The sequence below is a fragment of the Kitasatospora sp. NPDC087271 genome (assembly GCF_044744605.1).
Lineage (GTDB): Bacteria > Actinomycetota > Actinomycetes > Streptomycetales > Streptomycetaceae > Kitasatospora.
Genome location: NZ_JBIUYQ010000042.1, coordinates 1 through 24,218, shown reverse-complemented (window position 1 = coordinate 24,218; position 24,218 = coordinate 1). Strand labels below are relative to the sequence as shown.

At 72.2% G+C, this 24,218-nt stretch carries 20 protein-coding genes; 7 read left to right on the top strand and 13 right to left on the bottom strand.

Features of this window, described 5'->3' with window-relative positions:
- Window positions 1-82 precede the first annotated feature (82 nt).
- Both ACIO9K_RS36570 and ACIO9K_RS36565 read left to right on the top strand, forming a co-directional pair.
- Window positions 83-364 carry an HPr family phosphocarrier protein gene (locus tag ACIO9K_RS36570; RefSeq protein ID WP_360258304.1) on the top strand — a complete coding sequence of 94 codons (282 nt, stop codon included), beginning with the start codon at window positions 83-85 and terminating at the stop codon, window positions 362-364.
- Window positions 365-505: 141 nt separating this feature from the next.
- A complete protein-coding gene (locus ACIO9K_RS36565; protein WP_400336191.1) occupies window positions 506-1,318 on the top strand; it encodes an LAGLIDADG family homing endonuclease in 813 nt (270 codons plus the stop codon).
- 38 nt (window positions 1,319-1,356) lie between these two features.
- Here the strand turns inward: ACIO9K_RS36565 and ACIO9K_RS36560 are convergent, their stop codons facing one another.
- From ACIO9K_RS36560 to ACIO9K_RS36550, 3 genes are all read right to left on the bottom strand, one after another.
- On the bottom strand, window positions 1,357-2,550 hold the full coding sequence (locus ACIO9K_RS36560; RefSeq protein WP_400336189.1) for an RtcB family protein: 1,194 nt from the start codon (window positions 2,548-2,550) through the stop codon (window positions 1,357-1,359).
- A 315-nt stretch (window positions 2,551-2,865) separates the two neighbouring features.
- Entirely contained in the window at window positions 2,866-4,230 is a 1,365-nt protein-coding gene (locus tag ACIO9K_RS36555) for a M16 family metallopeptidase (RefSeq protein ID WP_400336211.1), read from the bottom strand.
- A 20-nt stretch (window positions 4,231-4,250) separates the two neighbouring features.
- A complete protein-coding gene (locus ACIO9K_RS36550; RefSeq protein ID WP_400336188.1) occupies window positions 4,251-5,612 on the bottom strand; it encodes a M16 family metallopeptidase in 1,362 nt (453 codons plus the stop codon).
- Window positions 5,613-5,862: 250 nt separating this feature from the next.
- Between ACIO9K_RS36550 and ACIO9K_RS36545 the strand changes: the two genes are divergently transcribed.
- Together ACIO9K_RS36545 and ACIO9K_RS36540 are read left to right on the top strand one after the other, a co-directional pair.
- Window positions 5,863-8,313: a DNA topoisomerase (ATP-hydrolyzing) subunit A gene (locus tag ACIO9K_RS36545; RefSeq protein WP_400336186.1), complete on the top strand. Its 2,451-nt coding sequence runs from the start codon at window positions 5,863-5,865 to the stop codon at window positions 8,311-8,313.
- Between the two features lie 95 nt (window positions 8,314-8,408).
- Window positions 8,409-9,311: a sucrase ferredoxin gene (locus ACIO9K_RS36540; protein WP_363584493.1), complete on the top strand. Its 903-nt coding sequence runs from the start codon at window positions 8,409-8,411 to the stop codon at window positions 9,309-9,311.
- Window positions 9,312-9,462: 151 nt separating this feature from the next.
- On the opposite strand, the gene ACIO9K_RS36535 is transcribed toward ACIO9K_RS36540, so the two are convergent.
- The 3 genes from ACIO9K_RS36535 to ACIO9K_RS36525 all read right to left on the bottom strand — a co-directional run bounded on the left by ACIO9K_RS36535 (window position 9,463) and on the right by ACIO9K_RS36525 (window position 12,350).
- Window positions 9,463-10,539: an ABC transporter substrate-binding protein gene (locus ACIO9K_RS36535; RefSeq protein WP_350880086.1), complete on the bottom strand. Its 1,077-nt coding sequence runs from the start codon at window positions 10,537-10,539 to the stop codon at window positions 9,463-9,465.
- Between the two features lie 121 nt (window positions 10,540-10,660).
- The gene (locus ACIO9K_RS36530) at window positions 10,661-11,536 is read right to left on the bottom strand and encodes an ABC transporter permease (protein WP_363584495.1); all 876 of its coding nucleotides are present in this window, start codon (window positions 11,534-11,536) and stop codon (window positions 10,661-10,663) included.
- Complete coding sequence (locus tag ACIO9K_RS36525) at window positions 11,526-12,350, bottom strand: ABC transporter ATP-binding protein (protein WP_063349366.1); 825 nt, start codon at window positions 12,348-12,350, stop codon at window positions 11,526-11,528. Before ACIO9K_RS36525 ends, ACIO9K_RS36530 begins: the two co-directional genes overlap by 11 nt.
- Before the next feature lie 219 nt (window positions 12,351-12,569).
- Between ACIO9K_RS36525 and ACIO9K_RS36520 the strand changes: the two genes are divergently transcribed.
- Both ACIO9K_RS36520 and ACIO9K_RS36515 read left to right on the top strand, forming a co-directional pair.
- Window positions 12,570-14,165: an ATP-binding protein gene (locus ACIO9K_RS36520; protein ID WP_400336184.1), complete on the top strand. Its 1,596-nt coding sequence runs from the start codon at window positions 12,570-12,572 to the stop codon at window positions 14,163-14,165.
- On the top strand, window positions 14,165-14,854 hold the full coding sequence (locus ACIO9K_RS36515) for a response regulator (protein WP_063349364.1): 690 nt from the start codon (window positions 14,165-14,167) through the stop codon (window positions 14,852-14,854). The genes ACIO9K_RS36520 and ACIO9K_RS36515 overlap by 1 nt, the downstream gene beginning before the upstream one ends.
- Before the next feature lie 67 nt (window positions 14,855-14,921).
- On the opposite strand, the gene ACIO9K_RS36510 is transcribed toward ACIO9K_RS36515, so the two are convergent.
- From ACIO9K_RS36510 to ACIO9K_RS36485, 6 genes are all read right to left on the bottom strand, one after another.
- A complete protein-coding gene (locus tag ACIO9K_RS36510) occupies window positions 14,922-16,634 on the bottom strand; it encodes a cation acetate symporter (RefSeq protein WP_400336209.1) in 1,713 nt (570 codons plus the stop codon).
- Window positions 16,635-16,666: 32 nt separating this feature from the next.
- Window positions 16,667-17,230 carry a DUF485 domain-containing protein gene (locus ACIO9K_RS36505; RefSeq protein ID WP_363623248.1) on the bottom strand — a complete coding sequence of 188 codons (564 nt, stop codon included), beginning with the start codon at window positions 17,228-17,230 and terminating at the stop codon, window positions 16,667-16,669.
- Window positions 17,231-17,355: 125 nt separating this feature from the next.
- The gene (locus ACIO9K_RS36500; RefSeq protein WP_363623246.1) at window positions 17,356-18,051 is read right to left on the bottom strand and encodes a response regulator transcription factor; all 696 of its coding nucleotides are present in this window, start codon (window positions 18,049-18,051) and stop codon (window positions 17,356-17,358) included.
- Window positions 18,052-18,124: 73 nt separating this feature from the next.
- Window positions 18,125-19,285 carry a histidine kinase gene (locus ACIO9K_RS36495; RefSeq protein ID WP_363623244.1) on the bottom strand — a complete coding sequence of 387 codons (1,161 nt, stop codon included), beginning with the start codon at window positions 19,283-19,285 and terminating at the stop codon, window positions 18,125-18,127.
- Window positions 19,286-19,339: 54 nt separating this feature from the next.
- Window positions 19,340-19,825 (bottom strand): CcdC protein domain-containing protein, encoded by a 486-nt coding sequence (locus ACIO9K_RS36490; protein WP_363623242.1) that lies wholly within the window; start codon window positions 19,823-19,825, stop codon window positions 19,340-19,342.
- A gap of 163 nt (window positions 19,826-19,988) precedes the next feature.
- On the bottom strand, window positions 19,989-22,100 hold the full coding sequence (locus ACIO9K_RS36485; protein ID WP_363623240.1) for a DNA topoisomerase IV subunit B: 2,112 nt from the start codon (window positions 22,098-22,100) through the stop codon (window positions 19,989-19,991).
- A gap of 537 nt (window positions 22,101-22,637) precedes the next feature.
- Here ACIO9K_RS36485 and ACIO9K_RS36480 point away from each other — a divergent pair.
- Window positions 22,638-22,871, top strand: coding sequence for a hypothetical protein (locus tag ACIO9K_RS36480; RefSeq protein WP_363623238.1), 234 nt, complete (start codon window positions 22,638-22,640; stop codon window positions 22,869-22,871).
- A gap of 193 nt (window positions 22,872-23,064) precedes the next feature.
- Here ACIO9K_RS36480 and ACIO9K_RS36475 read toward each other — a convergent pair whose 3' ends face one another.
- Window positions 23,065-23,868 carry a S1 family peptidase gene (locus tag ACIO9K_RS36475; protein ID WP_400336207.1) on the bottom strand — a complete coding sequence of 268 codons (804 nt, stop codon included), beginning with the start codon at window positions 23,866-23,868 and terminating at the stop codon, window positions 23,065-23,067.
- Window positions 23,869-24,218 lie beyond the last annotated feature (350 nt).

Sequence of the window (24,218 nt, the reverse complement as noted above, 5' to 3'; positions counted from 1 at the left end):
GCCTGCGTGCAACACTGGTCTAGACAACATGGCCGCTTCCCCGAGCACGGCCGTAACCAGCTTCACCGGAAAGGCACGTCTCATGGCTGAGCGCCGCGTCACCATCGGTTGGGCCGAGGGCCTGCACGCCCGTCCCGCCTCCGTCTTCGTCCGGGCCGTCACGGCCACCGGCGTGCCGATCACCATCGCCAAGCCCGGCGGCAACCCCGTCAACGCCGCCTCCATGCTCGGCCTGCTCGCCCTCGGCGCCCAGGGCGGCGACGAGGTCGTCCTCGCCTCCGACGCCGAGAACGCCGACGACGCCCTCGACCGCCTCGCCAAGCTCGTCCAGGAAGGCCTCGACGAGCTCCCGGCCGCGGCCTGAGCCGACTCGACCAACGGAAGCGCCCGGCAGCCATAGCGCTGCCGGGCGCTTCTGTTCGCGGAATCGATCGCATCCACACCATCGAGCGAACTGGTGAGCGATCACGCTCCTTCGACGATTGATCGCACAGATGCTCGCCGCATGACGTTCTTCGACCTCGAACGACCCGAGCACGCCTACATGTTCGCCTTCCTCCAGGCAGACGGACACCTCACCGAACAGTCCCGCAACCGTGGTCGGCTCTCCGTGGAACTCTCCGCGCGCGACGCACCCATCCTGGAGGAGTTCCAGCGGCTCTGCCCGCACAACAGCAGCATCCGGTACCGGACGCGCAGCACCAATTTCAAGACGGAGCACACCTCGGTGATGTGGACCGTCTGTGCCCGGGAGTTCCGCGAGGAGTTGCAGGGCCTCGGCCTGCCGGTGGGGCGGAAGTCCGAGATCGTCGCGCCGCCGAGCGTGCCGTTCTCCGAGCGCGACTACCTGCGCGGCCTCATCGACGCCGACGGCTCGGTCGGCCTCACGTCCAAGGATCTGCCCTTCGTCAGCCTGGCCACCAAGAGCGACGCAACGGCCGTCTTCACCGCCACCTATGCAGAACGCCTCTGCGGAGCCCGACGCAAGCTCAACCGCAACAAGCGCGACAACATCTACAACATCCTCTTCCTCGCGGAAGCTGCTGTGGCCTTGACTACCGATCTCTACTACCCGGGCAGTCTGGCACTACCCCGCAAGCAGGCCGGTGCCGATCGAGTCAGCGCGTGGGTTCGCCCACCGACCATGGGGTTCGCTCCCCCTCGGCGCGGTTGGACTCCAGAGGAGGACGAAGTGATCCTCACCGCACCAAACATGGAAGCGGCCTCCGAGTACCTGGGCCGAACGCTCAAGAGCTGCAAGGTCCGTCACTGGCGACTTGCCGGCCCGAAACGTCCGAGAGTCTTTCCGCAGCGGTGAGGACGGCCCCTGGCGATGCCGGGGGCCATCTCGTCCGACTACCCCTTGACGCAGACGACCTGCTTGAGGTGGGCGACCACCTCGACGAGGTCCTTCTGCTGCTCGATGACCTTTTCGATGGACTTGTAGGCGCCCGGGATCTCGTCCACGACACCGCTGTCCTTGCGGCACTCCACACCCTTGGTCTGCTCCACCAGGTCCTGCGTGGAGAACCGCTTCTTCGCGGCGCTACGGCTCATCTTGCGGCCGGCGCCGTGCGAGGCCGAGTTGAACGCCGCCTCGTTGCCGAGACCGCGGACGATGTAGGAGCCGGTGCCCATGGACCCCGGGATGATCCCGTAGTCGCCCGTGCCGGCCCTGATCGCGCCCTTGCGGGTCACGAGCAGGTCGACACCGTCGTACGTCTCCTCCGCCACGTAGTTGTGGTGGCAGCTGATGACCTCGTCGAAGGCGACCTTCGCCTTGGTGAACTCGCGACGGACAACGTCCTGGAACAGCGCCATCATCACCGCGCGATTGTTCTTGGCGTACTCCTGGGCCCAGAAGAGGTCCTGCCGGTAAGCAGCCATCTGCGGGGTCTCCGCGATGAAGACCGCGAGGTCCCGGTCGATCAGGCCCTGGTTGTGAGGAAGAGACCGTGCCACCTCCATGTGGTGCTCGGCTAGTTCCTTGCCGATATTGCGCGATCCGGAATGCAACATCAACCAAACAAAACCGGTCCCATCTAGGCACACTTCCGAAAAGTGGTTGCCGCGCCCGAGCGTTCCTATCTGCTGCATGGCCCGCTCACGCCGCCAATGCACCGCCGGAGCGACCCTCTCAAAGCGCTGCCAGAAGTCGTCCCAGCCCGCCGTCCGGAGGCCGTGCAGCTTGGTCGGGTCGACGGGGTCGGTGTGGAGGCCGCGGCCGACCGGGATGGCCTGCTCGATCTTGGAGCGGAGGCGGGACAGGTCATCGGGGAGGTCCTCGGCGGTGAGGGAGGTCTTCACCGCGCTCATTCCGCAGCCGATGTCGACACCGACCGCCGCCGGGCAGACGGCGCCCTTCATGGCGATGACGGAGCCGACGGTCGCGCCCTTGCCCAGGTGGACGTCGGGCATCACGGCGAGGCCGTGCAGCCAGGGCAGGGAGCTGATGTTGCGCAGCTGCTGCAGGGCCTGGCCCTCGACGGTGGCCGGGTCGGTCCACATCCGGATCGGGACCCGGATTCCGGGCACCTCGGTGTACGTCATGGTCGAACGACCTCCAGCGGTCGGGTGGTTCGGGGAAGGGGGTGCCGCGCGAAGAAGCCCGGTGCGGCTCGGGGAAGTTCGGGGGTGGGGCTCAGGCGCCCTGGGCACAGGGGGAGGACGGCCTCGGGGAGCGTCGGCGTATGGCTCGCTCGACCCGCATGGTGACCGCCTCCCTTCGTTCGCCGTCGTTCGTCGTCGTTCGTCCGTGTGTGCCGGGGATATCTATCCACGGAACGCCGCTGGCCCGCAACGGATTTAACAACGCGACGGCCCGGCGGAGCGGGTGCTCCACCGGGCCGTACGGGAAACGCCGGGTCAGCTGACGACGGTGACCTCGCCGATGCCGAGGGCCCGCACGTCGTCGGCGATGACGGCGGCGTCGCCGACCAGCACGGTGACCAGGCGGTCCGGCGGGAAGGCGGCGACGACGGCCTCGGTGGCGGCGGCGGTGGGCAGTTCGGCGAGCTGCCGGTAGACCTCGGCCTGGTAGTCGTCCGCGAGGTACTGCTCGACCTGGTCGGCCAGGGTGCCGGCGACCGAGCCCGCGGTCTCGTACTTCAGCGGTGCGACGCCGACCAGGAACTGCACGGCCTCGTCGCGCTCGGCGTCGGTGAGGCCCTCGGCGGCGAGGGTGCGCAGGATGGTCCAGGTGTCGGCGAGCGCCGGGGCGGTGGAGGCGGTGTCCACCGAGCCGCTGATGGCGAGCAGCGAGCGGCCGCTGCCGTCGGCGGCGGAGCGCAGCGGCTGGGCGAAGGAGCGGACGCCGTAGGTGTAGCCCTTCTCCTCGCGCAGGACGCGGTCGAGGCGGGAGGTGAGGGTGCCGCCGAGGCAGTAGGTGCCGAGGATCTGGGCGGCCCAGACGGGGTCGTGGCGGTCGGGGCCGATGCGGCCGATGAGGAGTTGGGTCTGGACGGAGCCGGGGCGGTCGACGATGACGACGCGGCCGCGGTCGTCGGCGGTGACGGGGGCGTGGGCGGAGGGTTCGGCGGTGTTGCCGGTCCAGGTGCCGAGGGTGCTCTCCAGGAGGGCGGGCAGGTCGGTGCCGGTGAGGTCGCCGACCACGACGACGGTGGCGGTGGCGGGGCGCACGTGGGCGTCGTAGAAGGCCTTGACGGCGGCCCGGTCGATGGCCTTGACCGTGTCGGCGGTGCCGCTGCGGGGCCGGGAGAGGCGGTCGGCGCCGTCGAAGAGCTCGGCGTAGAGGGCCTTGGCGGCGCGCCGGGCGGGGTTGGCCTGCTCGTGGACGATCTCGTCGAGGCGGTTGGCGACGAGGCGCTCGATCTCGTCCTCGGGGAGGGCGGGGGCGCGCAGGGCGTCGGCGAGCAACGAGAGGCCGCGCTGCAGGCGGGAGGCGGGGACCTCCAGGGAGACGCGGATGCAGGGGTGGTCGGCGTGGGCGTCGAGGGTGGCGCCGGCGCGTTCGAGTTCGGCAGCGTACTCCTCGGCGGTGAGGGTGTCGGTGCCTTCGCTGAGGGCGCGGGCGAGGATGGCGGCGATGCCGTCGAGGCCGTCGGGTTCGGCGGCGAGCGGGGCGTCGAGGAGGACCTCGACGGCGACGAGCTGCTGGCCGGGCCGGTGGCAGTGCAGGACGGTGATGCCGTTGCCGAGGGCGGCGCGCTCGGGGGCGGGGAAGGCCCAGGGGCCGGGGGTGCCGGGCTCGGGCTGGGGGTGGAACGTCATGGCGGGGACGTAGTCGGTGCTCATGCGGCGGCACCCTCCTCATCGGTGGCGGCGGGGGCGTCGGTGTCGTCGGCCGTGGTGGGCTCGTAGACGAGGACGGCCCGGTTGTCGGGGTGGAGCCGGGCCTTGGCGACGGCCTGGACCTCCTCGGCGGTGATGTCGAGGACCTTGGGGAGGGCGTCGTTGAGGAGCTTGGGGTCACCGAACAGGACGGCGTAGCGGCAGAGTTCGTCGGCGCGGCCGGCGACGGTGGTGAGCCGGTCGAGCCATTCGCGCTCGATCTGGGCCTGGGCCCGTTCGAGTTCCTCGGGGGTGGGGCCTTCGGCGGCGAAGCGGGCGAGTTCGTCGTCGACGGCGGCGTCGATCTGCTCGATGGTGGCGTCGCCGGAGGTCTTGACGTCGAGCCAGCCGAGACTGGGGGCGCCGGCGAGGCGGAGCAGGCCGAAGCCGGCGGCGACGGCGGTGCGGTCGCGGCGGACGAGCCGGTTGTAGAGGCGGCTGGACTCGCCGCTGCCGAGGATGGTGAGGGCGAGGTCGGCGGCGTCGGCGTCGCGGGTGCCGTCGTGCGGGAGGCGGTAGGCGGCCATCAGGGCGCGGGAGGGGACGTCCTCGCGGACGTGCTCGCGCAGTTCGCTGCCGATGGTGTCGGGGAGTTCGCCGGAGCGCGGCGGCTGCTTGCCGTCGTGGGCGGGGATGCTGCCGAAGTACTTCTCGACCCAGGCGATGGTCTGCTCGGGGTCGATGTCGCCGACGACGGTGAGAACGGCGTTGTTGGGCGCGTAGTAGGTGCGGAAGAACGCGCGGGCGTCGTCGAGGGTGGCGGCGTCGAGGTCGGCCATGGAGCCGATCGGGGTGTGGTGGTACGGGTGGCCGTCGGGGAACGAGAGCGCGGTGAGCTTCTCGAAGGCGGTGCCGTAGGGGACGTTGTCGTAGCGCTGGCGGCGCTCGTTCTTGACGACGTCGCGCTGGTTCTCCATGGACGTCTCGTCGAGGGCGGCGAGCAGCGAGCCCATGCGGTCGGCCTCCAGCCAGAGGGCGAGCTCCAGCTGGTGGGCGGGCATGGTCTCGAAGTAGTTGGTGCGCTCGAAGCTGGTGGTGCCGTTGAGCGAGCCGCCGGCGCCCTGGACGAGCTCGAAGTGCCCGTTGTTGGAGACGTTGGCGGAGCCCTGGAACATGAGGTGCTCGAAGAGGTGGGCGAGGCCGGTGCGGCCCTTGACCTCGTGGCGGGAGCCCACGTCGTACCAGAGGCAGACCGCGGCGACCGGGGTGAGGTGGTCCTCGGAGAGGACGACGCGCAGGCCGTTGGCCAGGCGGTGCTCGGTGATGGCGATGGCGGCGCCATGTCCTCCGGTGGAGGCGGATGCGGGGGCCGGGTTGGCCATGCGCTCGGGTCCTTCCCGTCGTCGATGTCGGGGTTCGTGTGGCGTCCCCCATTGTGGTGCAACGCGCGGGGGGCGTGTTCGTGTCCCGCGCAGACAGGGCGTTCGCCAGGGGCGGAAGAGGGGCGCTGGCCGGGAGTGTCGGCGCGAGGGTCCACAATGGGGGCGCCGAGCCCTGTTGACGAGGGTCGGCGGATGGACGTCAGAGACTGACCGAGACACAGCAAGCGAGACGTAAGGGAGCCCCGCCGCGATGGCCCGCCGCAGTTCGCAGACCCCGCCGCCCGGAGACTTCGAGGAGCGGATCCTCGATGTCGACGTCGTGGACGAGATGCAGGGCTCCTTCCTGGAGTACGCCTACTCGGTGATCTACTCGCGTGCGCTTCCGGACGCGCGGGACGGTCTGAAGCCGGTGCACCGCCGGATCCTGTACCAGGCCAACGAGATGGGCCTGCGGCCGGACCGCGCGCACGTGAAGTGCGCCCGTGTGGTGGGCGAGGTGATGGGCCGGCTGCACCCGCACGGTGACGCGTCGATCTACGACTCGGTCGTCCGGATGGCGCAGCCGTTCTCGATGCGGCTGCCGCTGATCGACGGGCACGGGAACTTCGGTTCGCTGGGCAACGACGACCCGCCGGCGGCGATGCGCTACACGGAGTCGCGGCTGACGGCGGCGTCGATGGCGATGGTGGAGTCGATCCACGAGGACACCGTCGACTTCGGTCCGAACTACGACGGCAGCGAGCAGGAGCCGTTGGCGCTGCCGGCGGCGTTCCCGAACCTGCTGGTGAACGGCGCGACGGGCATCGCGGTCGGCATGGCGACGAACATGCCGCCGCACAACCTGTCCGAGGTGGTGGCGGCGGCCCGGCACCTGATCAAGCACCCGACCGCGGACCTGGACACGCTGATGCGGTTCGTGCCCGGTCCGGACCTGCCGACGGGCGGGCGGATCGTGGGCCTGTCGGGGATCCGGGACGCGTACGAGTCGGGCCGCGGCACGTTCAAGATCCGGGCGACCACGACGGTGGAGGCGGTGACGGCGCGCCGCAAGGGCATCGTGGTGACCGAGCTGCCGTACAACGTCGGCCCGGAGAAGGTCATTTCGAAGATCAAGGACCTGGTCAACGCGAAGAAGCTGCAGGGCATCGCGGACGTCAAGGACCTGACCGACCGCGAGCACGGGCTGCGGCTGGTGATCGAGGTGAAGAACGGCTTCGTGCCGGAGGCGCTGCTGGAGCAGCTGTACAAGCTGACGCCGATGGAGGAGACCTTCGGCATCAACAACGTGGCGCTGGTGGACGGCCAGCCGCTGACGCTGGGACTGAAGGAGCTGCTGGAGGTCTACGTCGACCACCGGTTCACCGTGGTGCGGCGGCGCAGCGACTTCCGCCGGCGCAAGCGGGAGGAGCGGCTGCACCTGGTCGACGGCCTGCTGGTCGCGCTGCTCGACATCGACGAGGTCATCGCGATCATCCGGTCGAGTGACAACGCGGGGCAGGCGAAGGAGCGCCTGATGGAGCGCTTCTCGCTGTCGGAGACGCAGACGGCGTACATCCTGGACACTCCGCTGCGGCGGCTGACCCGGTTCGACCGGGTGGAGCTGGAGCAGGAGAAGGCGAAGCTGAACGCGGAGATCGCGGAGCTGACCGAGATCCTGGACTCGGACTCCCGGCTGCGCCGCGTGGTGTCGTCCGAACTCGGCGCGGTGGCGAAGCAGTTCGGGACGGAGCGGCGGACGGTGCTGCTGGAGGCGGGGGCGGCGCCGTCGGCGGCGCTGTCGGTGCCGCTGGAGGTGGCGGACGACCCGTGCCGGGTGCTGCTGTCGTCGACGGGCCTGCTGGCGCGGACGGCGGACGGGGAGCCGTTCGAGCTGTCGGAGAAGCGGTCGAAGCACGATGTGATCGTGTCGGCGGTGCCGGCGACGGCGCGGGCGGACGTGGGTGTGGTGACGTCGGCGGGCCGGGTGCTGCGGCTGCCGGTGATCGATCTGCCGGCGCTGCCGCCGACGCCGTCGCCGACGCTGGCCGGCGGGGCGGCGGTGGGCGAGTTCCTGCGGTTGGAGGCCGGGGAACGGGCGCTGGCGTTGACCACGCTGGACGAGTCCTCGCCGGGGCTGGCGCTGGGCACGGCGCAGGGCGTGGTGAAGCGGGTGGTGCCGGAGTGGCCGGCGAACAAGGACGAGTTCGAGGTGATCGCCCTCAAGGAGGGTGACGAGCTGGTGGGCGCGGTCGAACTGCGCACCGGCGAGGAGGACTTGGTCTTCATCGCTTCGGACGCGCAGCTGCTGCGCTACCCGGCGGGGCAGGTGCGCCCGCAGGGCCGTCCGGCGGGCGGCATGGCGGGGATCAAGCTTTCCGACGGGGCGCGGGTGCTGTCGTTCACGGCGGTGGATCCGGCGTCGGACGCGGTGGTGGTCTCGGTGGCGGGGGCGTCGGGGACGCTGAGCGGCGAGGAGCAGACGTCGTGGAAGGTGACGCCGTTCGAGCAGTACCCGCGCAAGGGCCGGGCGACGGGCGGTGTGCGCTGCCAGCGGTTCCTGCGCGGCGAGGACGGTCTGACGTTCGCCTGGGCGGGCGTGGCCCCGGCCCGGGCGGCGTCCGACAAGGGCGCGCCGGTGGACCTGCCGGAGCGCGACCCGCGCCGTGACGGTTCGGGCACGCCGGTGACGGCTCCGATCGCGGTGGTGGCCGGCCCGGCGTAGGGCGCGGGCGTGGTGGAGGAGGGGTGCCGGAGCCGTCCGGCGCCCCTCCTTCGTCGTTCCGGGGCGCGGCGGGTGCCGAGGGTAGCCTTACCCGGGTGAGCACCTGTGCGACGCTGTCGCGTGAACTGTCGGAGCCGCTGACCGCCACCGCCGCGGTGGCGACCACCTGGCTGCTGGTGGAGCAGAACGGGCCGTGGGGCGCGAAGGCGCTCGGGGAGAGCCACCTGGACCCGGCGACGGGGCGGGCGCTGGACGCGGCCGCGGCGGGCACCGGGGTGCGGGTGGCGCTGATCCGGCGGCCGGGGCGGCACGCGGACTGCCTGCCGACGGCGCGGCACGAGGTGGTCGTGGCGCACACGGTGCCGGGTCGCGGCTGGGTGCGCCGGGCGGAGGTGGCCGATCCGGCGGAGTTGCTGGAGCTGGACTTCGCGGCGCTGGGCGTCGGTGACCACGGCGGTTTCGGGGTGGAGCACGTCGGCGGCCCGTTGGCGCTGGTGTGCACCAACGGGCGGCGGGACCGCTGTTGCGCGCTGCTGGGCCGCCCGTTGGCGGCGGAGCTGGCGGCGGCCGGGCACAGCGAGGTGTGGGAGGTGACGCACCTGGGCGGGCACCGCTTCTCCCCCACGATGCTGGTGCTGCCGTACGGCTACGCGTACGGGCGGCTGACGGCGGAGGCGGCCAAGGAGGTGCTGGCGGCGACGGCGGCCGGGCACATGGTGCCGGCCTGGTCGCGGGGCTGTTCGGGCTGGGAGCGTCCGGGTCAGGCGGCCGAGCACGCGGTGCGGTTGGCGACCGGGGAGACCGGGGTGGACGCGCTGACACTGGCCCAGCGGCCGGACGGCGCGGGCCGTTGGCTGGTCTCGGTGCTGCACCAGGACGGCCGGGCCTGGGAGGTGGACGTGATCGAGGCGGTGAGCGAGCCGGCGCGTCCGGAGAGCTGCGGCAAGGCGGCGGGGACGCCGTCGCGGATGGACGTGCTCTCGGTGCGGGGTCGGTAGCGGGGCGGAAGCGCGCCGGCAGGGCCTTCAGCAGGTCGGGAGCGCGCGGGCGGCCCCGCGCCCGTGGGGGTGAGCGCGGGACCGGAGCGCGTGGGCGGCCCCGCGCCCGCTGTCCACGGAGGTGCGCGGGGCCGTCACGTCGGGTGTCGGCTCAGCCGGTGACGGCCTTGCCGACGAACTCGGTGGTGTAGGTGCGGGAGAGGTCGATGGTGCCCTCCTTGCCCTTGACGTCCGGGTGGAAGGCGGCGAGCACGGCGAGGACGGTCTTGGGGCCGTCGGCCGGCATCACGCCGTCGGTGGTGAACATCGGCAGGGTCGCCTTGATCGCGGCCGCGTACTGCTCGGCGCCGCCCTGCGCGTAGTCGGCGGGCATCTTCGCGGCGATCTCCTCGGGGCTGTGCGTGGACATCCACTTGAGGGTCTTGACGAAGGCGTTGGCGAGCTTCTGGGTGGTGTCCTTGTTCTTCTCCACCCAGTCGGTGTTCATGTAGAGCGAGGACGACGGGTAGAGGCCGCCGAGGGCCTCGCGGGAGCCCTCGGGTGTGCGCATGTCGTAGAGGATCTTGCCGAGGCCCTTGTCGAGGACGTTGGCGACGGTCGGGTCGGTGGTCATCCCGCCGTCGATGCTGCCCTGTTGGAGCGCGGCGATGAAGGTCTGGCCGGCTCCGACCGCGATCGGGCTGAACTCGCTGACGGCGGTGCCGTTCTTGACGGCGAGGTACTTGGTGAGGAAGTCGGTGGAGGAACCGATGCTGGTGACGCCGAGCTTCTTGCCCTTGAAGTCGGCGCCGGACCTGATGGCGTCGGCCTGCTTGGTGGAGACGAGTTCGACCTCGCCGGGGGCCTGGGAGAACTGCACCACGGACTCGACGATCTTGCCCTTGGCCTGGAGGTCGATGGTGTGGTCGTAGAAGCCGACGGCGCCCTGGACGTCGCCGGCGAGCAGCGCGGTGGTGGCGTTGACGCCGGCGGGCTCGCTCATCAGCTCGACGTTGACGCCCGCGTCGGCGAAGAAGCCGAGCCGCTGGGTGAGCATCGCGGGCAGGTAGATGACCTTGTCCAGGCCACCGACCATGATCTTGACCTTCGGCCCGTCGACCTGCCGGCCGGCCGGGGCGGCGGCGCCGTGGGTGGTCGTGGCGGCGTCGTTGGCGCAGGCGGAGAGCGGGAGGAGCAGGACGGCGGCGAGGGCGGCCGCGGCGGGTCTGCCGATCGGGTTCGGGCGCATGGGTGGGGGTGCCTCTCTCTGCGAGGGGGGTTCAGCGGCACAGGTGGTTCAGCGAAGCGGGGGGTTCGCGACGCAGGGGGTGGGGTTCAGCGGCGCAGGTGGTTCAGCGACGCAGAGGGGTTCAGCGGCCGTCGCCCGTGTCTGCGGGCTTCCAGCGGAACAGCTTCGTCTCGGCGAAGGTCAGCAGCCCCTCGGTGAGCAGCGCCACGACGGCGAGGATGGTCATGGCGGCGTACACGCCGGCCGCGTTGAAGGTGCCCTGGGCGGCGGCGACGAGCAGGCCGAGGCCCTTGGTGGCGCCGATGTACTCGCCGACGATGGCCCCGATCAGGGCGAAGCCGAAGCTGACGTGCAGGCTGGTGAAGATCCAGGTGGTGGCGGCGGGGATGACCACCTGGAGGGTGACCTTGCGGCCGTCGGCGCCGAGGATGCGGGCGTTGGAGACGAGGTTGCGGTCCACCTCGCGGGCGCCCTGGAAGGCGTTGAAGAACACCGGGAAGAACACCAGGACGACGGCGGAGGCGACCTTGGAGGCCGGGCCGAGGCCGAACCAGATCAGGAAGATCGGGGCGAGCACGATCCGCGGGATGGCGTTGAGCACCTTGATGTAGGGCCCGAACACGTCGGCCAGGAAGCGGACCCGGCCGAGCGCGATGCCGAGCAGCACACCGCAGATGACGCCGATCACCCAGCCGGTGAGGGCCTCGTAGAGGGTGTAGCCGATCTGTTCGCCGAGCGAGCCCTGCGCGGTGCCGTGGGTGATCCACTGCCAGATCTGGTCCCAGATCCTCGACGGCTGCGAGAAGTTGAACGGGTCGATGACGTCGGTGCGGGCGCAGACCTCCCACAGTCCGAGGAAGGCGACCAGGACCGCGACCCGGGCCCCGTAGACGGTCAACCTCCGGTTGCGGGCGGCCCGTTCGCGGGCCTCGGTACGGCTGGCGGGGGTGGCCGCCGGGGGCTTGTCGGCGACGGCCGACGCGGTCTCAAGCGGCACGACCCGCTCCTCTCTCCCGGGTGATGCGCACCTCTTCGCCGAGCGAGGCCCAGATCTCGCGGTACAGCTCGACGAACCTCGGTTCCAGCCGGACGGCCTCCACGGTGCGCGGTCGCGGCAGGTCGACGGTGAAGATCTCCTTGACGGTGGCCGGTCCGGCCGTCATGACGACGACCCGGTCGGCGAGCGCGATGGCCTCGTCCAGGTCGTGGGTGACGAAGACGACCGACGCGGCGTTCCCGGAGGACCTGGTCCCGGCCCACAGCTCCAGCAGCTGGTCGGACATCAGGGCGCGGGTCTGCACGTCCAGCGCCGAGAACGGCTCGTCCATCAGCAGGATGTCCGGGTCGTTGACGAAGGTCTGGGCGAGCGCGACGCGCTTGCGCATGCCGCCGGACAGCTGGTGCGGGTAGCGGTCCTCGAAGGCGGCGAGGCCGACGCGGCCCAGCCAGTCCCGGGCCCGTTCCCTGGCCTCGGCGGTGGGCACGCCGCGGAAGCGCGGCCCGGCCATCACGTTGGACAGGACGGTGCGCCAGGGGAATACGGCGTCCTGCTGGAAGACGAAACCGACCTTGGGGTGGATCCCGCGGACCGGCTCGCCGTCCACCCGGACCTCGCCCTCGGTGGGCTCCTCCAGGCCGCTGACCAGGGTCAGCGTGGTGGACTTGCCGCAGCCGGTGGGCCCGACGACGGCGACGAACTCGCCTTGGGCGACGGTCAGATCGAGATCACGGACGGCGGTGTGCAGGGCCCCGGACGGGGTGCGGAACCGTTTCGTCGCGCCAGTCAGCTCGATCGCCGGGGTTGTGCTCATTCGATCCTCCCGGGTCTGTGCTTGCCCCGGAAAGGTAGGAGCGGGCCGGGCCCGGGCGGGAGCCTTCTCGGCGTACTGCGGTTTCTCCGCATTGAGGGGTGTTCTGCTCCTTTTGCTTCCGCTACAACTGCGGGGACGCGGCTGACAGAAACACGCCGGAAACGTAGGGTGTCCCGACCCTGACGTACCCGCCCCCACAGCCGCCGAGAGGAGGCCCGGATGAAGCTGCCCCGCTGGCCCCGCCGGGTCTTCGCGCAACTGCTGCTGAGCCAGACCGTCGTCACCGTCGGTGTCACCACCGTGACCGTCGGCCTGTTCCTGGCCCCGGTCAGCAGCGAGCTGGACCACGACGCGATGCAGCGGGCGCTGTCGATCGCCCAGGCCACCGCCACCGACGAGGCGATCGCCCGCGCCGCCGACGCCCGGGACTCGGCGACCGCGCAGCGCAACGCCGAGCAGATCCGGCTGGCCACCGGCGCGAGCTTCGTGGTGGTCACCGACCTGGACGGGATCCGGCTCTCGCACACCGACCCGGAGCGGATCGGCCACCGGGTCAGCACCGATCCGGAGCCGGCGCTCAGCGGGCTCAGCGTCACCGCGATGCAGCAGGGCACGCTGGGCCGCACCGCGCGCGGCAAGGTGCCGCTGCGGGTCGCGGACGGCCGGATCGTCGGCGAGGTGTCGGTCGGCATCAGCGACGACTCGATCCGCCGCCGGCTGCTGAAGATGCTCACCGGGATCCTGCTGTGCGCGGGCGCGGGCCTGGCCGCGGGGACGGTCGCCACGCTGGCGCTGGCCCGGCGGCTGAAGCGCCGCACCCACAACATCGCGCTGGCCGACATCTCGGCGCTGCTGGTGGAGCGGGAGGCGATGCTGCACGGCATCCGCGAGGGCATGGTGGCGCTGGACGAGCGCGGCCGGATCCGGCTGGCCAACGACGAGGCGGTGCGGCTGCTCGGCCTGCCGGAGGACTGCACCGGGCGGCCGATCCACGCGGTGCTGCCGCCGGGCCGGCTGGCGGACGTGCTGACCGGGCGGATCACCGGCGCCGACCTGCCGGCGGTCCGGGACGACCGGGTGCTGGTGGTCAACCGGATGGGCACGGCCGAGGGCGGCGCGGTCGTGACGCTCCGCGACCGGACCGAACTGGAGTCGCTGGTCCGCGAGTTGGACACCACGCGCAGCCTGACCGAGGCACTGCGCGCCCAGGACCACGAGCACGCCAACCGGATGCACACCCTGCTGGGCCTGCTGGAGCTGGGCCGCCACGAGCAGGCGGTGGCGTTCATCTCGGAGCAGTCCGGTTCGCACGCGGTGGTCGCGGCGCGGATCGCCGAGCAGGTGCAGGATCCGCACGTCGCGGCGCTGCTGGCGGGCAAGACGGCGGTGGCGGGCGAGCGCGGGGTGCGGCTGGCGCTGGCCCCGGCGGCGCACCTGCCGGACGCGGTGGTGGACGCGCGGGCGCTGGTGACGGTGCTCGGCAATCTGATCGACAACGCGGTGGACGCGCTCGCGGCGGGTGGGGGCGGCCGGCTGGAGGTGACGCTGGCGGCGGCCGGCTCCACGCTGCTGCTCCAGGTCGCGGACAGCGGCCCGGGCGTGCCGGAGGAGCTGCGCGAGCAGGTCTTCGAGGAGGGGTGGACCAGCAAGGACGCGCCCGCGCACCGTCCGCGCGGGCTGGGGCTGGCGATGGTGCGGCGGCTGGTCGAACGGACCGGCGGCCGGATCGTGCTCGACGCGGGACCGCTCGGCGGCGCCCGGTTCACGGTCGAGCTGCCCGAGGCCCTGCTCACCCCTCAGCTCGTGGAGGCCTGATGATCGACGTACTCGTGGTGGACGACGACTTCCGGGTCGCGGACGTGCACGCCGCGTACGTGGCCAAGGTGCCGGGCTTCCGGGTGACCGGCACCGCGCACTCGGCCGGGGAGGCGCTGGCCGCGCTGGAGCGCCGCCCGGTGGACCTGCTGCTGCTCGACCACCACCTGCCGGACGAGACCGGCCTGGCGCTGGTGCGCCGGTTGCGGGAGCGGCAGGTGGCCTGCGACGTGATGATGGTGACGGCCGCCCGGGACGTGTCGACGGTGCACGCCGCGATGCAGCACGGCGCGCTGCAGTACCTGGTCAAGCCGTTCACCTTCGCCGGCCTGCGGGACAAGCTGGTCGCGTACGCGCAGCTGCGGCACGCGCTGGCCGGCCCGGCGGCCCGGGAGGCCGGCCAGGACGAGGTGGACCGGCTGTTCGCCACCCTGCGCAGCGCCGCCGCCCCGGCCGGCCCGCTGCCGAAAGGGCACTCGGCGCCCACCACCGACCTGGTGCTGGGGGTGCTGCGCCAGGCGGGCCGCCCGCTGTCCGCGCAGGAGGTCGCGGACGCCACCGGGCTCAGCCGCTCGACGGCGCAGCGCTACCTCAAGCAGCTGGAGCGGGACAGCCGGCTGCGGCTGACCCTGCGCTACGGCGACACCGGCCGCCCCGAGCACCGCTACGGCCTGGCGGTCCGGGCCTGACACCGCGCCCGGACGTGGGGGAACCCCGGCGGCCCCAGGCCCGCCGGGGTTCCCCGGGGCGCGGCGCTCAGGCCGCGCCCGCACCGGTGAGGGCGCGCACCTCCAGCTCGGCGAAGCGGTCCGCGTCGGCCGGCTCGGGCGAGGTGATCGTCCCGATCCAGCCGGCCAGGAAGCCGAGCGGGATGGAGATGATGCCGGGGTTCTCCAGCGGGAACCAGTGGAAGTCGACGCCGGGGAAGAGCGCCACCTTGGTGCCGGAGACCACCGGGGAGAAGACGACCAGCACGATCGCCGGGACCAGCCCGCCGTACACCGACCAGACCGCGCCGCGGGTGGTGAACCGCGACCAGAACAGGCTGTACAGCAGGACGGGCAGGTTGCTGGAGGCCGCCACCGCGAAGGCCAGGCCGACCAGGAAGGCGACGTTCAGCTGCTGGGCGTAGAGGCTGATCGCGATCGCGGCCGCGCCGATCCCGACGGCCGCGAACCGTGCCACCCAGACCTCCTGGCGCTCGCTGGCCTCGCCCGTCGGCTCGGCCTCCGCCGCGTCCCCCGCCTCCCCCGGCCGGGAGGCCGGGACGGCGGCACGCCGCCGGAAGGGGCGCTGGCGCGGCCGGCCGCGCCAGGCACCGGCCCAGATGTCGTGGGCGAAGGCCGCCGAGGAGGCCAGGGTGAGCCCGGCGACCACGGCGAGGATGGTGGCGAAGGCGATCGCCGAGATCAGGGCGAACAGCACCACCCCGCCGGTGCTGCCGTTGCCGCCGCCGAGCACCAGGGCGAGCAGCGGGACGGCGGTGTTCCCGGCCGAGTTGGCGTGCCGCACCTCCGCCGAGCCGACCAGCGCGGTCGCGCCCAGGCCGAGCGCGATGGCCATCAGGTAGAAGCCGCCGACCAGGCCGATCGCCCACATCGTGGAGCGGCGGGCGGCCCGCGCGGTGGGCACGGTGTAGAAGCGGGACAGGATGTGCGGCAGTCCGGCGGTGCCGAGCACCAGGGCGAGGCCCAGGCTGAAGAAGTCGAGCCGGCTGGTGAAGGTGGCGCCGTACTTGAGGCCGGGTTCGAGGTAGCGCCGCCCGGCGCCGCTGTGCTGGGCGGCCTGGCGCATCAGCTCGCCGACGTCGCCGTGGAAGCGGACCATCAGCAGCACGGTGAGCAGCACCGAGCCGGCGATCAGCAGGAAGGCCTTGACGATCTGGATCCAGGTGGTGGCCCGCATCCCGCCGATCGTGACGTAGACGATCATCAGTCCGCCGACGGCGACGATGGTCCAGGTCCGGGCCTGGGCGCTGTTGGTGCCGAGCAGCAGGGCGACCAGCGAGCCCGCGCCGACCATCTGGGCGACCAGGTAGAGCAGGGTGACGACGACGCTGGCGCCACCGGCCGCGGCCCGGACCTTGCGGCGGCGCAGCCGCAGGGCGAGCACGTCGGCGAGGGTGTACCGGCCGGCGTTGCGGACCAGTTCGGCGACCAGCATCAGCACCACCAGCCAGGCGACCAGGAAGCCGATGCTGTAGAGCACGCCGTCGTAGCCGTACAGCGCGATCAGCCCGGCGACGCCGAGGAAGGAGGCGGCGGAGAGGTAGTCGCCGGAGAGCGCGAAGCCGTTCTGGAGCGGGGTGAAGTCGCGTCCGCCGGCGTAGAAGTCCTCGGTGGCGCTGCCCCGGCGGCCGACCCAGAGGGTGATCGCCAGGGTGACCAGGACGACGACGGCGAACAGCGCGATCGCGAGGTCGTGGTGGTCGCCGGTGGGGGCGACGGGGGGCGGGGTGGCGGTCGTCATCGTGGTCGTCACCGCGGTCGTGATCGTGGTCGTCATCGCAGCTGGTCCTGGGTGTCCCAGCGCAGGCCCAGGGCGGCGCGGTCGCGCTTGGTCCGGGCGTTGCGGGCGTAGAGCCAGGTGAGCAGGAAGGTGGAGGCGAACTGCAGCAGGCCGAGCAGCCAAGCCACGTTGAGCGGGCCGGCCACCTGGCTGCGCATCAGGCCGGGGGCGGCGGCCTGCGCGGCGACGTACATCAGGAACCAGCCGAGGAAGGCTCCGCTGACCGGGAAGACGAACGACCGGTAGCTGCGGCGGATGTCCTGGAAGGCGTCGCTGCGCTGGACGGCCCGGTACACCTCGGTGCTGTCGGTGGCGGGCACCAGGGCCCGGGGGGCGGTCGCCGGTTCGACGGCGGGCTGGGCGGCGGGGGCAGCGGCGGCCCGGCCGGGCGCCCGCCCGGCCGGTACCGGCTGGACCGCGCGGGTGGGGGCCGACTGGGCCGGTACCGCCGGTTGGCCGGGCACGTCCGGCCGGTCGGCGGCGGTGGCGGCGGCCGGAGCGGCCCACCAGTCAAATCGCTGCCCCTGTCCGGGACTGCTCGTCTGCTGCTGTGGCACAACTGCTCCTGGACCGGCGGGCACTCTGACCCCAACCATGATGGTGGCCGCCGGACAGCCCCTCTGACCATTGCCGATACCTTCACTCGATGAGGTGATCGATCATCCGACAGACACTCATCCGACTACTGCTGCGTACCGGTGATCCCGTGTCGAAAGGCGTACGAGACCGCCTGCGCCCGGTCCCGTACCGCGGTCTTGGCGAACAGGTTGTTGATGTGCGTCTTCACGGTGGCCTGGCTGACGAACAGCCGCTGGGCGATCTCGGCGTTGGAGAGCCCCTCCGCGATCAGCGCCAGCACCTCCGCCTCCCGGGCGGTCAGCCCGTCCGGGAGCTCCCCCGGCCGCCCGGCCGGCTTCCCGGCCCCCGGCGCGGATCCGACCTCAGGCCCTGAAAGCCTTTCCAACAGACGGAGTTGGATCTGCGGCGAGAGCCCGGCCGCCCCCGCGCGGACGTCCGCGATCGCCCGGGCGATCTCCTCGCCGCCGGCGTCCTTGGTGAGGTAGCCGCGCGCCCCGGCCTGCAGGGCGGGGAACAGCGAGTCGTCGTCGGCGTAGGTGGTGAGCACCACGACCTCGGTCTGCGGGTGCGCGGCCCGGATCCGCCGGGTCGCCTCGACGCCGTCGACGCGCGGCATCCGCAGATCCATCAGCACCACGTCCGGGTGACACCGCTCCACCAGGGCGACGGCCTCCTCCCCGTCCGCCGCCGCGCCGACCACCTCGATGCCGGGCAGCAGCCCCAGCAGCATCACGATGCCCTCGCGCACCACCGTCTGGTCGTCCACCACCAGCACCCTGGTGACTTCCGCCTCGCTCATGCGCCCGCCCCGCTTCGCTCGGCAGTCGCTTCGCGAAATCCGCACCTGCTGATGATGAGCTCGCCGCGCTCGCTCATGCCGGCACCTGCAGCAGCACGCGCCACCCTCCGTCCTCGGGGCCCGCCAGCAGGGTGCCGCCGAGCAGTTCCGCGCGTTCGCGCATCCCCAGCAGACCGTACCCGCTGCCGCTGGCTGCCAGCTCCCCGGACGGTTCGCCGCGCGGGGGGCGGGAGTTGCGCACCTCCAGCTCCACCGCCTCCGTCAGGTAGCGCAGTTCGACGGTGCACCGGGCGCCGGGCGCGTGCTTGCGGACGTTGGTCACCGCCTCCTGCGCGGTGCGCCGCACCGCGAGGGCGGCCTCGGCGGCGAGCGGTCGGGGCGTGCCGGTGACGGCGAGCGCGGCCCGCTCCCGCCCGGTCAGCTCCACCAGGAACTCGCCGACCGGGGTGAGCTCGCCGCGCAGCGCGGACAGCGCCTGCCGGGTCTCGACCAGCCCGTCCTGGGCCATCCGCCGGGCGGCGACGACCCGCTCGCGGATCTGCCCGCGGTCGGTGCCGGCGTCCAGCATCAGCCGGGCCGCCTCCAGGTGGACGAGCTGCGCGGAGAGGCTGTGCGCGAGCACGTCGTGGATCTCCCGGGCGATCCTGGCCCGTTCGGCGAGCGCCGCGCTCTCCGCCTCGGCGGCCCGGGCGGCGCGCTCCTGGGTGAGCAGCTGGCGGGCGGTGCCGCGGGCCTCGACGTCCAGCCGCAGCAGGTAGCCGAGCAGGCCGAGCCCGCCGATGGTGGCGAAGATGCTCACCCAGCTCGCCCAGCTGGCGGCGGTGTACGAGCCCAGCGCGGTCGCCGCGGCGAGCAGGCCGGGCGCGGGCGGCAGCCGGACCACCCCCACCACGGCCAGCCCGCACCAGACGAAGTCGGCCAGCAGGTAGGCCTGCCCCCAGTTGGCCAGCCAGGCGCTGCCGAGCAGGGCGACGGCCAGGCCCAGCGAGAGCGCCAGGCGCTGTTCCCGGGTGGCGTAGAGGTAGCCGGTGGCCAGGGCGGCGACCCCGAGCAGTCCGGCCGCCACGACCACCACCGCCCAGCCCGTGTACTTGCCGCCGGAGAACGTCCCCCAGCAGACGACGACCAGCAGGACGGTGCGGCCGAGCAGGGAGAGGGCCCGCCGCGGCCATCTCCCGACCTCGCGCTCCAGCCCCTCGCGGGACGGCCAGCGGGTCCAGTACCACTCGGCCACAGATGCCTCCTCGACGTTCTCGGACAGCGGGCCCGGCAGGCCCCGGCAGGGCGGTCAGCGCGGTACGGCGGCCTGTTGCGGCAGGTCCAGGGCCCGTGCCCGCCAGTTCACCACGAAGGAGCGGGTCAGCAGCAGGACCGCCAGCCCCAGCAGCAGCGCGCTGCCCGCCTGGTGGACGTGCAGTGCCGCGCCGATGCCGTACAGGGCGAGCCGGATGGCGAGCATGCCGACCCAGGCGGCCACCGTGGCCTTGGTGCCCTTGGCCCAGACCGAACCGTCCCCGGCCCGCCACAGCCGCACGGTCCAGCCCCAGACGGAGCCCATCGCGACCACCGCCACCAGGCCGCACCCGACCAGGGTGGCGGACAGCGCGGTGTGCTGGTGGTCGATGAGCTGCGGGTCGCGCAGTGCGAGCACGCCGAGGATCAGCGGCAGCAGCCAGAAGCGGCGCTCGGTGTCCAGGCGCTGGGCTCGCATCTGGCGCTGGACCACGAGGACCATCACCGCGATGATCACGACGATGTTGACGAGGGCGGTCATCGGACTTCTCCGTCCCGACAGGAGGCTTGTACTGACCTCTCCGACGCTACGGATCCGGCGCCCCCGGTTGATCGGCGCCGGGGTGGACCACAGGTGGAACCGGCAGCACGAGGGCCCTCCACCCGTGGGTGGAGGGCCCTCGTGCCGGAAGAATCCGAAGGCCTCAGGCGTCGATGCGGGAGCGGTCCAGGGTGGCCGCCGAGTCCACGATGAACTCCTTGCGCGGGGCGACGTCGTTGCCCATCAGCAGGTCGAAGATCCGCTCGGCCTGCTCAAGGTCGCCCAGGTTGATCCGGCGCAGCGTGCGGTGGCGCGGGTCCATGGTGGTCTCGGCCAGCTGGTCGGCGTCCATCTCGCCCAGGCCCTTGTACCGCTGCACCGGCTCCTTCCAGCGCTGCCCCTTGCGCTGGAACTCCAGCAGCGTGGAGCGCAGTTCGGCGTCGGAGTAGGTGTAGTGGTACTTCTCCTGGCCGCGCTTGGGATTGGTGAGCTCGATCCGGTGCAGCGGCGGCACGGCGGCGAAGACCCGGCCCTGCTCGACCATCGGCCGCATGTAGCGGTGGAACAGCGTCAGCAGCAGGGTGCGGATGTGCGAGCCGTCGACGTCGGCGTCGGCCATGAAGATGACCCGGCCGTAGCGGGCCTGGTCGATGTCGAAGGTGCGGCCCGAACCGGCCCCTATCACCTGGATGATCGCGGCGCACTCGGTGTTCTTGAGCATGTCGCTCACCGAGGCCTTCTGCACGTTGAGGATCTTGCCGCGGATCGGTAGCAGCGCCTGGAACTCGGAGTTGCGGGCGAGCTTGGCGGTGCCGAGCGCGGAGTCGCCCTCGACGATGAAGAGCTCGCTGCGGTCGACGTCGTCACTGCGGCAGTCGGCCAGCTTGGCCGGCAGCGAGCTGGTCTCCAGCGCGGTCTTGCGGCGCTGGGCCTCCTTGTGCTGGCGGGCCGCGACCCGGGTGCGGGCGGCCGCGACGACCTTGTCCAGCACGGCCCGGGCCTGGAGCTTCTGGTCCTTCTTGGCCGAGGTGAGGAAGGCCTTGAGCTCCTTGGCGACGACGGCGGCGACGATCCGGTTGGCCGCCGAGGTGCCGAGCACCTCCTTGGTCTGGCCCTCGAACTGCGGCTCGGCGAGCCGGACGGTGACCACCGCGGTGAGGCCCTCGGTGGCGTCGTCCTTGGTGATGTCGTCCTCGGCGACGCGCAGCAGCTTGGCCGCGCGCAGCGCCTCGTTGACGGTCTTGGCCAGCGAGCGCTCGAAGCCGGTCATGTGGGTGCCGCCCTTGGGGGTGGCGATGATGTTGACGAAGGAGCGCAGGGTGGTGTCGTAACCGGCGCCCCAGCGCAGCGCGATGTCCACGCCGAGCTGCCGGGTGACCTCGGTGGGGGTCATGTGGCCGAGCTCGTCCAGGACGGGCACCGTCTCCTTGAAGGTGCCCTCTCCGCGCAGCCGCAGCACGTCGCAGACCGGCTTGTCGGGCGCCAGGAACTCGCAGAACTCGGCGATGCCGCCGTCGAAGCGGAAGACCGACTCCTCGACCTGCTCGCTCTCGGTGAGCCGCTCGTCACGCACGACGATGGTCAGGCCGGGCACGAGGAAGGCGGTCTGTCGGGCGCGGCTGTGCAGGTGCTCCAGGGAGAGCCGGGCGTCCTTGAGGAAGATCTGCCGGTCGGCCCAGTAGCGGATCCTGGTGCCGGTGCGGGCCTTGGGCACCTTGCGGGCCCTGGTCAGGCCGTTGGCGGGCTCGAAGGGCGCGTCGGGGCTGGCCTCGGTGAAGATGCCGGGGGTGCCGCGGCGGAAGCTGATCGCGTGGGTGTGTCCGCTGCGGTCGACCTCGACGTCCAGCCGGGCGGAGAGGGCGTTGACCACGGAGGCGCCGACGCCGTGCAGGCCGCCGGAGGCCGCGTAGGAGCCGCCGCCGAACTTGCCGCCGGCGTGCAGCTTGGTCATCACGACCTCGACGCCGGACAGCCCGGTCTTGGGCTCGACGTCGACCGGGATGCCGCGCCCGTTGTCGCGGACCTCGACCGAGGAGTCCGGGTGCAGCAGGACCTCGATGCGGTCGCAGTAGCCGCCCAGCGCCTCGTCGACGGAGTTGTCGATGATCTCCCAGAGGCAGTGCATCAGGCCGCGGCTGTCCGTCGAGCCGATGTACATGCCGGGGCGCTTGCGGACCGCCTCCAGGCCCTCCAGGACGAGCAGGTGCCGAGCGGTGTAGTTGGAACCGTCGTCGCCGGCCAGCAGTGCGGACGGCACGGTCGTTTCGGCACTCACGCGGCACTCTCCTCGGTGAAGTTCTGTCTCATCGGTCACATCCGGACGCATCCGGACCATCCGCCAGTGCAGCACGCCGCACCGACAGCCGTCGCCCGGTGTGCTCGCACCCCTCCGCTGGGTGCACAGCACGGCGGGCCGCTCCCGCGCAGCTTGTACGCGCTGCGCGAACAAGGACCGCTCCGGTGTCCGGACCCCGGGGCGCCATCTCCTCCCGGTACCACCGGTCCTGGCGGATCGTGGGGCCTGGCACAGGCTCCGGAACTGCCGTTATGCAGGCTACCGGGGCCCGGGGCGGGGCTTATGCTCCAACCCGGCAGAGGATTATGCTACGCGGACCTCGCACCCGGTCCCGATCGGGCGTTCGAGGGACGGGCGGATCCTGGGATTCGGTACGCATGAACCACCGGCCCCCGGGGCACGTCCTCATCAACACAGCAGAATCCTCAGAGAAGAAAAGCCACGAGCGGGAACGTTTTCGGCCTGGTTGGATGTTGACCCTGGTACGACAGCTCGTCGAGCTAGAGAAGAGGCGACGTGACTACTGTTCTGACACCTGCGAGCCCGCTCACCGCGGCTGACCGCTGCGACCGCTGCGGCGCCCAGGCCTACCTGCGCGTCGTACTCGCCAGCGGCGGAGAGCTGCTCTTCTGCGCCCACCACGGCCGGAAGTTCGAGCCCGAGCTCAAGAAGATCGCCGTGGAGATACAGGACGAGAGCGGCCGTCTCAGCGGCACCGCCAACGCCGCGGCCGCCGAAGAAGAGCGCTGATCCAAGGCGCCACACCAGCAGTCGGCGTCGAGCTGTGTATCCGGTCGCGCACTCCGCGCGACCGGTGAGCCGGGCGACAGGTCCCCTCGGGGGCCGGTCGCCCGGCTCTGCTGTTCCCGGAGGCCGGCACGCTCCGCAGCGATGTGACGTCAGAACGTGACCAGTTGGCCACCGGCAACGGCCCGGGCGGCCCTCACAGCACCGAGCGCACCGCGTCCGCGACGGACGCCACCCTGGTGTAGACGCCCGGGTGGGCCGCCTCGGCGCAACCCGTCCCCCAGGAGACCAGGCCGACCAGTCGGCCGCCGACGACCAGCGGGCCGCCGCTGTCGCCCTGGCAGGCGTCCTTGCCGCCCTTCTCCTCACCCGCGCACACCATGCCCCGGGCGTCGAACTTGCCGTCCGGCCCGCCCGGGTAGGCCTGCGCACAGGTCTGGTCCGCGATGATCGGCACCTCCACCCCGCGCAGCGTGGGCGAGTAGTCACCGCGCCCGGTGGTGTCGCCCCAGCCGAAGACCCGCGCGGCGGTCCCGGCCGCGTACGGCTCGGTCTCGCCCTGGCCGACCAGGTCGATCACCGGCCGGGAGTCCTGGGGGTCGGCGAGGGTGAGCACGGCGACGTCGTTCAGGTTGGCGGTGAAGGAGTAGTCGGGGTGGATCCACACCGACCGGACGGGCACCTCGCGGCCGGCCGAGCTGCGCATGTCGTCCCGGCCGATGACGGCCTTGAGGCCCGGCCGGTCCACCTTGGCGCCCATGGACTCGTCGTAGAAGCAGTGCGCGGCCGTCACCACCTTGGTCGGTGTGACCAGCGCTCCCCCGCAGAACTGGCCGGAGCGGCCGCTGCCGAACTGCTGGCGGCTGGACAGCGCCACCACCCACGGGTGGTCGACGGTGGTCTCGGCGGTGCCGCCGACCACCCGGCGCTGCGCCCCGGCCGGACCGGCCGCGCCGAGCGCGACCAGCGGGACGGGGACGGCGGCCAGCAGCGCCAGCACGGCGGCCCGTCGGCGGCGGCCCGCACGGGCGGCCGCCGGGCTCGCCGGGGGCGGGGCGGGGGTCGGCAGGGCAGCGCGGTCCGGGTTGGGCAGCACCGTGACTCCAGTCGGCTCGGCAGCAGGCAACCGCCACAGCCTAGGTGATCGACTACGCGGTGCGACCGATTCCCGTCGCACCGCCACCCGGACGAGGGACAACGGCCACCCGGACGCTGACCCGCCCGGGCCCGGACAGCGGCGAAGGCCCGGAGCCGTGCTTAGGTTCTAACGGTCCTCGCAACACCCGCGATCTGTGGGAGTTGCGAGGACCGTGGGCGTTAGGCGTAGTGATCTTGCTGGGTTGCGGGAGC